Source organism: Haemophilus sp. SZY H56, from assembly GCF_054332415.1.
The window spans coordinates 49,922-63,963 of the sequence record NZ_JBTGNX010000011.1; the positions used below are offsets into that span (position 1 = coordinate 49,922).

The following is a 14,042-nucleotide window of genomic DNA, read 5'->3' on the forward strand; positions in this document are numbered from 1 at the left end:
CTTAGTTAAAGTTTACAGTTGGTGCATTTTCTGAGCCAGCAGCTGATTTAAAATAAGGTTTTGCTTTAAAACCAAAAATCATTGCCGCTAATTTTGTTGGGAATTGACGTACTTTTTCATTATAAATACGCGCGGCTTCATTGAATTTATTACGAGCGACATTGATACGATTTTCTGTCCCTTCAAGTTGAGATTGTAAATTCATAAAGCCTTCATGAGCTTTTAATTGGGGGTATTGTTCTACCGAAACAAGTAAACGAGATAATGCTGAACCCACTTGATTTTGGTTTTGTTGGAATTCGTTTAATTGTTCTTCCGTTAAATTAGACGGGTCAATTTTAGTTTGTGTCGCTTTCGCACGAGCTTCGATTACATTAGTTAATGTTTGTTGTTCAAAGTTAGCTTGACCTTTCACTGTATTCACTAAGTTTGGAATTAAATCTGCACGACGTTGATAAGATGATTCAACATTTGCCCAAACAGAATCGATTTCAGTTTCTGCTTTAACTAAGCCATTGTAGCTAGACATTAAGCCTAAACCTACAGCAACCGCGATAATAATCAAGATAATCCACTTTTTCATTCAAAAATTCCTTCAATTTATAGGTTTAATTTATATAAGAAAAGACCTAAACCGAAGTTTAGGTCTTCTAATGTTAATCCGTTAATGGATAACTAAATAAAATTATTTAGTACCGTTAACTGCGATTTCAACACGACGGTCTGGTGCTAAACAAGCGATAAGTGCTTTACGACCTTTAACCGCATCACAAGTTGCACCTGTAACTGGGTTAGCTTTACCATAACCAGTTGCTGAGATGTCTTGTGCTGGAAGACCACGAGCTACTAAGTAGTTAGCAACAGAGTCTGCACGTTTTTGAGAAAGTTTCAAGTTAAATTGTTCAGAACCGATACGGTCAGTATAACCTGCAACAGCTACTTTAGCACTTTTAACTTGTGCGATTTCACCGTAGATACCTTCTAATACAGCTTGTGCTTGAGGTTTTAAGTTAGCTTTACCGAATGCGAAAGTCACATCATTGTTTAAGCTGAAAGTTTTGCTTACCACTTCAGGTGCAACAACTGGAGCAGCACCTTGACCGAAACGGTAAGATACGCCAGCGTTGATAGAACCGATCCATGGGTTGTAATCAAGTGCTTGACCTTCAACACCATTGTAATTACGTAATTTACCTACGCGAGCTAACCATTGGTATTCTAAACGTAATGCTAACTCAGGTAATGAAGGTAATGCATATTCAACACCCGCAGCAAATAACGGAGAAACACGTAAGCTGTGCTCTTTGAAAGATTTACCACCTTCAGCTGCATATTCTTTATAGTCAGAACGAACTAATGCTGCAGCTGCACGACCATACACATCTAAACCGTCTAAAGCTGATACTAAACCACCAACATTATAGCTACCTTTTAAACCTAAGTGAGCACCATGGTTAGTGTGTTTGAATGAGGTTTCACCTGCATCACGGAATTTAACACGACCGAAATCATCGTAACCAACTTCTGCTGCTAAACCGAAGTTATCACGATTTAAAATTTGGTAACCACCGAATACACCGTAAGTTAAAGTGTTACGAAGATAACCTTCACCAAAGTTTAATGCTTTGCCAGCTGAATTAGCTTTAATACCATCGTGGAAAGATGCTTGACCTGCTTTAGCACCTACATAGAAAGTATTTTCTTGAGGAGCTGCTTGAGCTACTGAGGCTGCTGCTAAACCAGCAACGACTAATGCGATTGCAGTTTTTTTCATTTTGATGTCCTCTATTTAGTCATCGTTATTAATAATAAAAGTTTCCTTGTTTATTGTGAACTTTACGAAAAAGAAACACTCTAAACATTTGCTTAACTAGGGTTTTGAATTTGCCCTAACTTATCCTTTTGACAAATTCAATTCCTTTGCCATAGCCAAAGGAACGTTCAAAAGTAAGTCTATTATCCTATAAAAACATTAAAGATCAAACTTTTTTTGCCTTTTTGGTTATTTTACGAACAGATAGTTAATAAAATGAACATCTATTCACAAAAAAAATAGGATGATTCGTAACCCGTTTCCAATTTTAACAAAAAACAGCTATTAAAATCGACTTTTTTTTGAGCTTCATATATCATCAAATTCACTTTCTTCTCTATTATATAGGTGAGTGATTTTATGTTGCCCCGTCTTTCTAATGTACCTCAACTTAATCATGTAGTAAGCGATTATCTTAACGAACTCCAAAAACAGCATTTTGAAGGTGATATTGCCTCAAATTATGCAGACCGTTTAAGTCTTGCTACGGATAACAGCGTCTATCAACAACTTCCACAGGCTATTTTATTCCCTAAATCTGTTGCTGATGTGGTACGCATCACCAAATTAGCCAATAAAGAGAAATACCTTCACTTAAGCTTTACACCTCGTGGTGGTGGCACGGGCACAAATGGGCAATCTATTAATAACAATATTATTGTGGATCTCTCTCGCCATATGACAGGCATTTTGGAGCTTAATATAGAAGAACGTTGGGTTCGTGTGCAAGCAGGTGTTGTAAAAGACCAACTCAATCAATTTTTAAAACCTCACGGCTTATTCTTTGCGCCAGAACTCTCTACCAGTAATCGAGCAACTCTCGGTGGCATGATTAATACCGATGCTTCCGGTCAAGGCTCACTGCAATACGGAAAAACTTCTGATCACGTTTTAGCATTACGTTCTGTTTTGATGAATGGTGAAATATTAGATACAAGTACGGTCAAATCCGACGATGTTTTAGAAAGCTACCCGCTTGCAGAAAATGGAAAAACGCTACATCAAACGATTTTCCAACGTTGTAAAGAGAAACGTGCCTCAATCATTCAAGATTTACCACAACTCAATCGCTTTCTCACCGGTTACGATCTTAAGAATGTCTTTAATAACGATGAAAGTGAATTTAATCTCACCCAAATTTTAACGGGATCAGAAGGTTCACTTGCGTTTATCTGCGAAGCTAAACTCAATTTATTACCGATTCCGAAATATCGCACCTTAATTAATGTGAAGTACAGCTCATTTGATGCCGCCCTTCGCAATGCGCCTTTTATGGTGAAAGCCAATGCCCTTTCAGTTGAAACTGTTGATTCCAAAGTGCTGAACCTCGCTAAGCAAGATATTATTTGGCATTCAGTGAAAGAACTTTTAACAGAAGAAGAACAAAAGCCAATTCTTGGTTTAAACATTGTGGAATATGCGGGCAACAATCAAGCTAAAATCGACAGCCAAGTGACCGCACTTTGTCAGCAATTAGATGAAAAAATTGCACAAGGCAAAGATCATATTATCGGCTATCAACTTTGTTCTGACTTGCCTTCTATTGAACGTATTTACGCCATGCGTAAAAAAGCGGTGGGGCTATTAGGTAATGCGAAAGGCGCAGCCAAACCGATTCCTTTTGTGGAAGATACCTGTGTGCCACCAGAACATCTTGCGGATTACATTGCAGAATTTAGAGCTTTATTAGATAGTCACAATCTGCAATATGGGATGTTTGGCCATGTGGATGCCGGTGTATTGCACGTTCGCCCGGCTTTAGACTTATGCGATAAAGAACAAGTCAAACTCTTTAAACAAATTTCAGATGAAGTGGCAGAACTCACCGTGAAATACGGCGGTTTACTATGGGGGGAACACGGTAAAGGCGTACGTTCTCATTATGGCGAGAAGTTCTTTACGCCTGAACTTTGGCAAGAGTTACGTTATGTGAAGTTCTTATTTGACCCAAACAATCGTCTGAATCCAGGTAAAATCTGTACGCCACTTAATAGCGATGCGGAACTCTATTCCATTCTCTCGCCAATGCGTGCGGACAATGATCGCCAAATTCCAATTCAAATGCGAGACGAATTCAAAGGCGCGATGAACTGTAACGGAAATGGACTTTGCTTTAACTTTGATGAGCACAGCATTATGTGCCCTTCCATGAAAGTGAGTAAAAATCGCGTATTCTCGCCAAAAGGACGAGCCGCGATGGTGCGTGAATGGCTGCGATTAATGGCCAATGAAAACGTATCGCCTGATCAATTAGATTTTCATAAAATACAAGTGAAACTGACCGCACTTGTGGAACGTTTCCGCAATAGCGTGCAGAAATGGCGTGGTGAATATGACTTCTCACATGAAGTAAAAGCGGCAATGGATACTTGTCTGGCTTGTAAAGCCTGTGCAAGCCAATGCCCGATTAAAATTGATGTACCAAGTTTCCGTGCGAAATTTTTCCATTTCTACCACAGTCGTTATTTGCGCCCAGCCAAAGATTATATTGTGGCAAATTTAGAAGTTGCTGCACCTTATATGGCAAAACAACCGGCATTATTCAATTATTTCACCAAACTGAAAGTTACTCAAAGCTTAGTTGAAAAAACACTGGGCATGACCGATTTGCCTCTCCTTTCAGAGCCAAACCTTCAACAGCAATTAGTGGAAATTGGCTACCAAGGCAAAAAATTAGAAGAATTGGAAGGTCTCAGTGCTGTCGAAAAAACCAATATGCTCTTTATCGTACAAGATCCTTATACCTCTTATTACGATGCCAAAGTGGTACGTGATTTCGTGGCTCTCACGCAAAAATTAGGATTCGATCCAATCCTTCTGCCTTTTAAACCCAATGGCAAAGCCATGCACATTAAAGGTTTTTTAGCTCGCTTTAGTAAAACCGCTAAAACACAAGCGGAGTTTTTAAATCGCGTCGCTAAATTAAATGTGCCTTTGGTCGGCGTAGATCCAGCTATTGTGCTTTCTTATCGTGATGAATATAAAGAGGCTTTAGGTGATTCTCGCGGTGATTTCCATGTACTCACAGCACATGAATGGCTGACCAATCAATTAGAAAGTAACGCATTACAAAGTGCGGTGAAAAATATTGCAAAATCTGACCACACTTTTGAGTGGCATTTATTCCCTCATTGTACTGAATCCACCTTCATGCCAAACAGTCCCAAAGAATGGCAACATATTTTTGCGCAATTTGGACAAACCTTGAACGTTGAAAAAGTCGGCTGCTGTGGCATGGCGGGTGTATTTGGCCATGAAGTACAAAATCAAACCATGTCGAAAGATATTTACGACGTATCTTGGGGCAAAAAATTACAAGGTAAAGATCCGAATCATTGTCTCGCGACCGGCTATTCCTGCCGTAGCCAAGTGAAACGATATGAAAAAGCCATCTTAAAACACCCTGTTCAAGCATTGCTTGAAGTATTGAATCACTAAAATAGATTTTCTACTTACCACAATATCGTAGAAAATAAAAAAGCGGCCAGATTTTAAATCTGACCGCTTTCTTTTATTGAAATCACAGTAAAATTACCGCTATTTTTAAATTTAAAATAGAAAGTAACATATGAATTATTCCAGATATTTTATACCTCTAATTAAACCTGATTTGTAAATTTAATTTAATATAGTGGCTTTCATTCTCTTTATACAACCAACCAAAATAATATTTTTTCTTAGCATTAGGATCCTTTAGTCCTGGTTGGCTCTCATTCTCACCAGTTGATGCCTGTTCAAACTTTGTGTTATTCAATAAATAATTCCTAAATAAATTAAAATCATAAATATGAAAACAAACAATATCACCATCATTCTTAGCAACAATAACTCCTCCAAATGAATCATATTCCCCAAGCCAAATATTTTCAGAAGTCATCCCCATAGCTGATTCTGCTAAAAACTTTTTTAATTTATAAACATACATTCTCTGCTTATTATCATCATCGGTCTCATAAAAATCTAACGGTTCCTCTTTTTCCAAGAGTTCGGCAATCTGGGAAAGAGAAGATTCGTTTTTTAAATATCTATAATATAAACTCCAAGCTATAACCTCTGGTAAATCACCATCAATCATTTTTAAATTTTTCTGTAACTGCCTGGAGTCAATTCTATCAAACGAAATTTTTGTACCTAGTTCATTTAGTTTATTTATTCGCGATACAATTTTGGGTCTATCGATTATAGTACTCTCATTAAATTCTTTTATATTTATAGAGTCTGTTAAAAATTTAACTTCATATCTAAAATTATTACCTGGTCCAGTATTGAATAAAGTAGATTTTCTTCCAAGTAGAGATTTAATGCTAAAACCCAATTCAGTTTCACTGGCCAGACGATGGTCATAAATTCTTAATCTTATGTCGACTTTAGAATTCGAGCTTGCTTTTGCAGTAAGAATACAGTTATCAGATAAAAACTGTTGAATATTAGGAATAGAAAACGTTCTTTCTGATTTAGTTTTTATTGAATCTAATATTTGTTTTGATATCTCATTAAAATCATCAAATGTATATTCCTTCAATAAAGTATTTTCATCATTAATAACACGATATACTTTTAAATGGTTATCTACTCTATCAAATTCCAAACTATAATTCGCCTCGTCCTTAAAAGCTTTTATCACTTGATATGCATTATTACTATCACTACAAAGATTTATATCCGATTGATAAAGTACTCCATCTGATAATAATTTTATCAACACATACAGCTCACTCCATTCGCCAACATTGCCTCTAATTTCCATATTACTATTCCCTAATAACATAATTTTTCTAAAATTTTCTTACCTGTGGCTTGGATAGCCGGCACTGCCACTGAATTACCAAATTGTTTATACGCTGATGCATCAGAGACTGGAATAACATAACTATCTGGAAATCCTTGCAACCTTGCCCATTCTCGTGGAGTCATTTTACGAATTCCTTCACGATTTACCTCCCCTTTAATATTTGTAGTAGGAGTAAAATCCGTAATTCTATGGTCGATTACAAGATTACGTTCACGTCCCATACCTCCAACTACAATCGCATTGGCTATTCCATCATCTGGAATAATTTCATAACCAAAACCATTACCTTTACTCTCATGACGTTCTTTATGTTTTCTTAAAGTATCAATATACTGAGTTGATAGATAATATTTAGTTGGAACAGTTTTTTCTTCCTTAATATCAGCAAAAGTTACAATTTTATCTAAAGGTTCGGGATAACTAAAACTATTAACACCAGTGCATTTATGAAAGCCTACGATATAAATTCTTTCTCTATTTTGTGGAACACCAAAATTCTTAGCATTAATAATTTCTGGCTCAGAGACAAAATAACCTAGATCTTCTCTTAGTACATTCAATATAGTTTTTAATGTTCTACCTTTATCGTGGTTTTTTAATCCTTTTACATTCTCTAAAAAAAATGCTTTGGGCTGATGGCGACGTATAATTTCTGCAACATCAAAAAACAAAGTCCCTCTAGTATCTTCAAACCCTCCACGTTTTCCTGCAATAGAAAATGCCTGACAAGGAAAACCAGCACATAAAATATCAAATTTTTCAGGAATAAAAGCCTTTGTTTCTTCTAAGGTAATATCTCCATAAGGCAAATCTCCAAAATTAGCCTCATAAGTTTTCTGTGCCTGCTCATCCCATTCACTAGAGAAAATGCATTTACCACCCAAATTTTGCATAGCAATACGAAATCCACCAATACCTGCAAATAAATCAATAAAAGTAAATTTTTCTTGTGAATTAGGCTTAGACTCCGGTTCAAATAAACTATATTGTGCAGCGGGTTCTTCTAACAAGTTATCATCTAACACATCTTTCATAAATTGCTTTCTGTATCTCTAAACTAAACTTTTCAGGATTTTTTAATACATCCTTTCCCCAAAATCGAAATATTACCCAACCTTTAGAAATAAGATAATCGTTTACTTTCTTATCCCTATTCATATTATACTCAATTTTTGAAATCCAAAAATCTTTGTTACTTTTGATATCATACTTTCGAATATCCCAATCCTTTCCATGCCAAAACTTACCATCAATAAAAATTGCAATTTTGTACCTTTTAAAACTTAAATCGGGAGTACCAAAAATGCTTCTATCATTCTTACGATATCTTAATCCTAAAGCCCATAAATATTTAGCTAGTAGTAACTCAGGCTTTGTCCCTTTATTCTTACTACTAGCTTTCATACATTTTTACGTTGCTCAAGGGTTAATTTATCCATAGCTGATATACTGTTTAAACAGTAAATTTAAAGCAACCAAATAAGACTAACTACAACGCTTCAATCGCTTTATACTGCTCTTGGATTTTTTCTAATCCAGATTGGTATTCCGCTTGTTTTTCGCGTTCTTTGCCGATAACCGCTTCCGGGGCTTTGGCGACGAAGGCTTCGTTGCTGAGTTTGTTTTCGATACGTTTAACTTCGTTTTGATATTTTTCAATCTCTTTAGCTAAACGGGCAAGCTCTGCTTCTTTATTGATAAAGCCAGCCATTGGTACAAGTAATTCAGCATTGCCAACGAGTTTCGCTACCGCAAGTGGTGCGGTTTCGTTTGCGGCTAATACTTGAACGTTATTTAATTTCGCCATGGCTTTTAAAAGAGCGGTCTGTTTTTCAAGAATTTTTGCGTTTTCTACGCTTAAATTACGGAATAACAGATCTAAGCCTTTACTTGGTGCGATGTTGCTTTCTGCACGAATATTACGTACCGCAACGATCACTTCTTTTAACCACTCAATTTCAGCTTCCGCCTCTGGATCAAAGCCGTTTTCTTCCACTTGTGGGAAAGGTTGTAACATAATGCTGTCAGCAGTAATATCGACGAATCCTTTCACTTTTTGCCAAATTTCTTCGGTAATAAATGGAATCAGCGGATGTGCTAAACGTAATAATTTTTCTAACACGTGAACCAAGGTTTGGCTTGCCGCACGGATTTGTGCTGCATTGCCATTTGCAAATACTGGTTTAGTCAATTCTAAATACCAGTCGCAGAATTGGTTCCAGGTAAATTCATAAATTGCATTGGCACAAAGGTCGAAGCGGTATTGGCTTAATGAGTTACGGAAAGTTTCGACTGTGCGATTGAATTCTGATTGAATCCAACGATCCGCTAATGAGAATTCGATCTCGCCTTCGCTTAAATCTAATTTTTCATTCGTTAAGACGAAACGGCTTGCATTCCATAATTTGTTACAGAAGTTGCGGTAGCCTTCTAAACGTTTCATATCCCAGTTGATGTCACGACCATTTGAAGCCAATGCCGCTAATGTGAAACGCAATGCATCTGTACCGTGAGCCGCAATACCTTCAGCAAATTCTTTGCGCGTTGCTTTAGCAATTTTCTCTGCTAATTGCGGCTGCATCATGTTGCCAGTACGTTTTTCAAGTAAATCGTCAAGGCTGATACCGTCAATCATATCGATTGGATCAAGTACGTTACCTTTCGATTTCGACATTTTTTGGCCTTGTTCATCACGAATCAAGCCTGTTACGTACACCGTTTTGAATGGCACTTGTGGTTTGCCATTTTCATCTTTCACGAAGTGCATCGTAAACATAATCATACGCGCAACCCAGAAGAAGATGATGTCGAAGCCTGTGATTAACACATCGGTCGGGTGGAACATTTTGAGCTCTTTAGTTTGCTCTGGCCAACCTAAGGTAGAGAACGTCCATAAGCCTGATGAGAACCACGTGTCTAATACGTCTTCATCTTGTTTAAGTTCAACCGTAGAATCTAAGTTATATTTTGACCGCACTTCTTCTTCGTTACGCGCAACATAAACATTGCCTTCCGCGTCATACCACGCAGGAATACGGTGTCCCCACCAAAGTTGGCGAGAGATACACCAATCTTGAATATCACGCATCCAAGAGAAGTAAAGGTTTTCATATTGTTTCGGCACGAATTGGATTTCGCCATCTTCCACCGCTTTAATCGCCACATCGGCAAGCGGTTTCACGCTCACATACCATTGGTCGGTTAGCATCGGCTCGATTGGCACACCACCACGGTCACCATAAGGCACTTTAAGATCGTGTGGTTTAATTTCGTCTAATAAACCCAGCGCTTCAAAATCTGCCACAATTTTCTTACGTGCAGCGAAACGCTCTAAGCCACGGTAATCCGCAGGAATCGTCGCTTCATAGCCAGCAAGTGGTTTGCCGTCTGTGCCAATAATTTCCGCTTCATCACGAATATCTGCGTTTAAGGTTAACACATTAACCATCGGCAAGCTGTGACGTTTACCCACTTCGTAGTCGTTGAAGTCATGCGCAGGGGTGATTTTTACCACGCCTGTACCGAATTCACGATCGACGTATTCATCGGCAATAATCGGAATTTCACGGTTAGCCAGTGGCAGAACGACCGTTTTACCGATTAAAGATTGATAACGTTCATCTTCAGGATGCACCGCTACCGCAGTATCGCCCAACATGGTTTCCGGACGCGTGGTTGCCACCACTAAATAATCTTTACCGTCTGCTGTTTTTGCACCATTGGCTAACGGATAACGGAAATGCCAAAGCGAACCTTTGCTCTCTTTGTTTTCCACTTCTAAATCAGAAATCGCGGTGTGAAGTTTTGGATCCCAGTTTACTAAACGTTTGCCTCGGTAAATCAAACCTTCTTCATGCAAACGAACAAATACTTCTTTTACCGCATTGGATAAACCATCGTCCATGGTGAAGCGTTCACGTTCCCAGTCAATTGAGTTCCCTAAACGACGCATTTGTTGGCTGATTGTGCCACCTGAATAGGCTTTCCAATCCCAAATTTTGTTGATGAACGCTTCACGGCCATAATCGTGGCGGGTTTTGCCTTCTTCTGCGGCAATTTTACGCTCCACCACCATTTGAGTTGCAATACCCGCGTGATCTGTTCCCGCTTGCCATAAGGTGTTATGCCCTTCCATACGGTTAAAACGGATTAAGGTATCCATTAAGGTTTGTTGGAAAGCATGCCCCATGTGTAGAGAACCCGTTACGTTCGGAGGCGGAATCGCAATGCAATAGCTCGGCGCGTTTTCATTTTCAGACGGTTTAAAATAACCGCTCTCTTCCCAATGTTGATAAAGGGCTTGTTCTACCGCAGACGGATTAAAACGGTCTGCCATTTCGAATTTTTGTGTCATTGTTATTCTCTTTTTGTAGGGTGGGCTTTAGCCCACCGTTTAAATTGAAATGGTGGGCTAAAGCCCACCCTACATTACTACATTACTAATTATTGTAAGGACTTATAAAAATCATTTATTTGTTTATCTATATCTAAATTATATTGGTTGCAAGAATCTATTTTTTCTTGCTCAGATATACTTGAAGGATAAACCCATGCACTACATTTTTTCTTTTGACTTTCCAATTCTTTTATTCTAGTCAGGATAGAACTATTTTTTGAAGGTGCATTTTTGATCAGTTTAGTCTTTTCATTCTTTAATCTTTCATAATCACTTTCTAGTAAGTTATATTTCTTATTAATTTCATCTAGGACTATTTTTTTATTTTCTATGGCACTTTTAAGAATTTGATTCTCACTATTTAATTTATTGATAACACTTTCTTTCTCTATTTCCATCTGAGAAAAATGCTCAATTCTATTCTTTAAGGTCTCATTATTTGTAGAGTTTATATATTGCATAAGAAAAAACATTCCTGTACTGACTGTCATAGCTGTCGCGACTACAGAACCTAAAAGCCATTTAATAGGATTATGACTAATGTTATTCTCAAAACTCATTAATAATCCCCTTGTTTATTTTAAATCTAATAACATAAAACAGTTCTTCAATCGGATAAATCCTCCGAATCACCTGTTTCAATTCCGCCAAACTCATATTCTCCTGCTTCGCATGCTGTTCCGTCAGTTCATCAAGAGTAATCGGCGATACACTTAACACTTCAATCGTGCAGAAATATTGATTATCTTCAAAGCGCCCCACACGTAAAATATCACCTGCTTTAAAATGGCTTTCGGATTTATCTCGAATCGTGATGGTTTTACGCCCAGCGAGAATATCGGCTTCAAAGCGTTGATAAAAGGTAATATCGTTCATAAAGTGCGGTCAATTTTTAAGTGTTTTTTGTAACCATCCCTCTCTTTGGCAAAGAGGGGTGTTTTTTATATCGTTATACCTGCTCCGTGCTCAACGTCCAGCCTAACTGTCTCAGTTGTTTATAACGTTCACGCGCTTGAGCTTTTTGCGTTTCTTCTACCGGTACAAAATCAATTAATTGTGTAAAGCTGTGACTAAAATCCGGCACTTCCATTTGCAAATTGATCAGCAAGTCACGACGTTGGGCATTGCGTTTGCCTTTCCAACTAATCTCAATTGGCGGTGCATATTGTGTTGCTTCGCCTGAAAGATTATGAGGAACAAACTCATTCGGATCCCGTTGCCATAATGCTTCATCAATTAAAAATGCTTGCTCTTCTGTTTCGCACGCGATTAAAACTCGCTTGCCTAAACGCCACGCTTGAGCGGCAAGATCACAGGCAAGTTGCTCAACGGTTATCTTCTTTTCTGGATTTAAGAGATAAAATTGTGCGTTTTTTGCCATGATTGTGACTTCCCCATTTATCGTTTTGTAAACTGGCGGATTTTATCAAAAAAGCACTAAAAAATAAATCATCAACAAAGTGATTAACGTAAATAGAAAAAACACGGAAATTTTTTACCGCACTTTTATGATCTACATCACAAAAGTAACTTTTAACCTTTATGTTACATTCCATTCATAACTCGTAGGTGTTAGAATTTCGAAGATTTATTTTTATTTTCGATGATAGGAGTATCACATGGCATTTCGTATTGAAAAAGACACTATGGGCGAAGTTCAAGTTCCTGCAGATAAATACTGGGCAGCACAAACCGAACGTTCCCGTAACAACTTCAAAATTGGTCCGGCTGCCTCTATGCCGCACGAAATTATTGAAGCGTTTGGTTATTTGAAAAAAGCCGCTGCTTTCGCAAACTGTGATTTAGGTGTATTACCTGCAGAGAAACGTGATTTAATCGCAACCGCCTGTGATGAAATCCTGGCAGGGAAATTAGACGACCAATTCCCATTAGTCATTTGGCAAACTGGTTCAGGTACACAATCAAACATGAACGTGAACGAAGTGGTAGCAAACCGTGCTCACGTTTTACATGGCGGTAAATTAGGTGAAAAATCATTCATCCATCCAAATGATGATGTGAACAAATCCCAATCTTCAAACGATACCTTCCCAACTGCAATGCACATTGCCGCATATAAAAAAGTGGTTGAACACACCATTCCTTGTGTGGAACGTCTACAAAAAACGTTCGCACAAAAATCAGCAGAATTTAAAGATGTGGTAAAAATTGGCCGTACTCACTTAATGGATGCCACCCCATTGACATTAGGTCAAGAGTTCTCTGCATACGCCGCACAATTAGATTTCGGTTTACGCGCACTAAGAAACACCCTTCCACACTTAAGCCAATTAGCGCTTGGTGGTACTGCTGTGGGTACCGGTTTGAACACACCAAAAGGCTATGATGTGAAAGTAGCGGATTACATTGCAAAATTCACTGGCTTACCATTTGTAACTGCAGAAAATAAATTTGAAGCGTTAGCCGCACACGATGCGATTGTGGAAACTCACGGTGCAATTAGACAATTAGCGATGAGCTTATTCAAAATTGCAAACGACATTCGTTTATTAGCATCAGGCCCGCGTTCTGGTATCGGTGAAATCTTAATTCCTGAAAATGAACCAGGTTCTTCAATCATGCCAGGTAAAGTGAACCCAACTCAATGTGAAGCATTAACCATGGTGTGTGCACAAGTATTCGGTAATGATACCACTATCGCGTTCGTTGGCTCACAAGGTCACTTCCAATTAAACGTATTTAACCCTGTAATGGTGGCGAATTTCTTACAATCTGCACAATTATTGGGTGATGCTTGCGTATCATTTGACGAACACTGTGCAACCGGTATTCAACCAAACTACCCACGCATTAAACAGCAATTGGAAAATTCATTGATGTTAGTGACTGCACTTAATACACACATCGGTTACGAAAATGCAGCAAAAATTGCAAAAACTGCACACAAAAATGGTACAACCTTACGTGAAGAAGCGATTAACTTAGGCTTAGTTTCAGCCGAAGATTTCGACAAATGGGTTCGTCCAGAAGATATGGTGGGTAGCTTAAAGTAAACTCCCCCAATAATTTGATGTCAAAGG

Annotated in this window: 11 protein-coding genes; 2 read left to right on the plus strand and 9 right to left on the minus strand. The window is 38.1% G+C overall.

What is annotated here, in order from left to right:
• Position 1: 1 nt before the first annotated feature.
• Positions 2-583, minus strand: coding sequence for a LemA family protein (locus tag ACXVWP_RS08770; RefSeq protein ID WP_049355394.1), 582 nt, complete (start codon positions 581-583; stop codon positions 2-4).
• A 102-nt stretch (positions 584-685) separates the two neighbouring features.
• Positions 686-1,774 (minus strand): porin OmpA, encoded by a 1,089-nt coding sequence (gene ompA, locus ACXVWP_RS08775; protein ID WP_289902460.1) that lies wholly within the window; start codon positions 1,772-1,774, stop codon positions 686-688.
• 399 nt (positions 1,775-2,173) lie between these two features.
• Here ompA and ydiJ point away from each other — a divergent pair, with 399 nt between their 5' ends.
• Positions 2,174-5,251 (plus strand): D-2-hydroxyglutarate dehydrogenase YdiJ, encoded by a 3,078-nt coding sequence (ydiJ, locus tag ACXVWP_RS08780; protein WP_369866783.1) that lies wholly within the window; start codon positions 2,174-2,176, stop codon positions 5,249-5,251.
• A gap of 157 nt (positions 5,252-5,408) precedes the next feature.
• Here the strand turns inward: ydiJ and ACXVWP_RS08785 are convergent, their stop codons facing one another.
• From ACXVWP_RS08785 to ACXVWP_RS08815, 7 genes are all read right to left on the minus strand, one after another.
• Positions 5,409-6,560 carry an HpaII family restriction endonuclease gene (locus tag ACXVWP_RS08785; protein ID WP_297569306.1) on the minus strand — a complete coding sequence of 384 codons (1,152 nt, stop codon included), beginning with the start codon at positions 6,558-6,560 and terminating at the stop codon, positions 5,409-5,411.
• 11 nt (positions 6,561-6,571) lie between these two features.
• Entirely contained in the window at positions 6,572-7,639 is a 1,068-nt protein-coding gene (locus tag ACXVWP_RS08790; protein ID WP_049355398.1) for a DNA cytosine methyltransferase, read from the minus strand.
• Complete coding sequence (gene vsr / locus ACXVWP_RS08795; RefSeq protein ID WP_289902463.1) at positions 7,620-8,009, minus strand: DNA mismatch endonuclease Vsr; 390 nt, start codon at positions 8,007-8,009, stop codon at positions 7,620-7,622. Before vsr ends, ACXVWP_RS08790 begins: the two co-directional genes overlap by 20 nt.
• An 85-nt stretch (positions 8,010-8,094) precedes the next feature.
• Positions 8,095-10,959, minus strand: a complete 2,865-nt coding sequence (gene valS / locus ACXVWP_RS08800) for a valine--tRNA ligase (protein WP_297569310.1) — start codon at positions 10,957-10,959, stop codon at positions 8,095-8,097.
• A gap of 89 nt (positions 10,960-11,048) precedes the next feature.
• Positions 11,049-11,561, minus strand: a complete 513-nt coding sequence (locus ACXVWP_RS08805) for a hypothetical protein (RefSeq protein WP_289902465.1) — start codon at positions 11,559-11,561, stop codon at positions 11,049-11,051.
• Positions 11,551-11,877, minus strand: a complete 327-nt coding sequence (gene yqfB / locus ACXVWP_RS08810; protein WP_289902466.1) for a N(4)-acetylcytidine aminohydrolase — start codon at positions 11,875-11,877, stop codon at positions 11,551-11,553. The genes ACXVWP_RS08805 and yqfB overlap by 11 nt, the downstream gene beginning before the upstream one ends.
• Before the next feature lie 73 nt (positions 11,878-11,950).
• Entirely contained in the window at positions 11,951-12,382 is a 432-nt protein-coding gene (locus tag ACXVWP_RS08815) for a DNA polymerase III subunit chi (protein WP_049364362.1), read from the minus strand.
• Positions 12,383-12,620: 238 nt separating this feature from the next.
• On the opposite strand from ACXVWP_RS08815, the gene fumC reads away from it, so the two are divergent.
• Entirely contained in the window at positions 12,621-14,015 is a 1,395-nt protein-coding gene (gene fumC, locus ACXVWP_RS08820) for a class II fumarate hydratase (protein ID WP_289902467.1), read from the plus strand.
• The last annotated feature ends 27 nt before the right edge of the window (positions 14,016-14,042 follow it).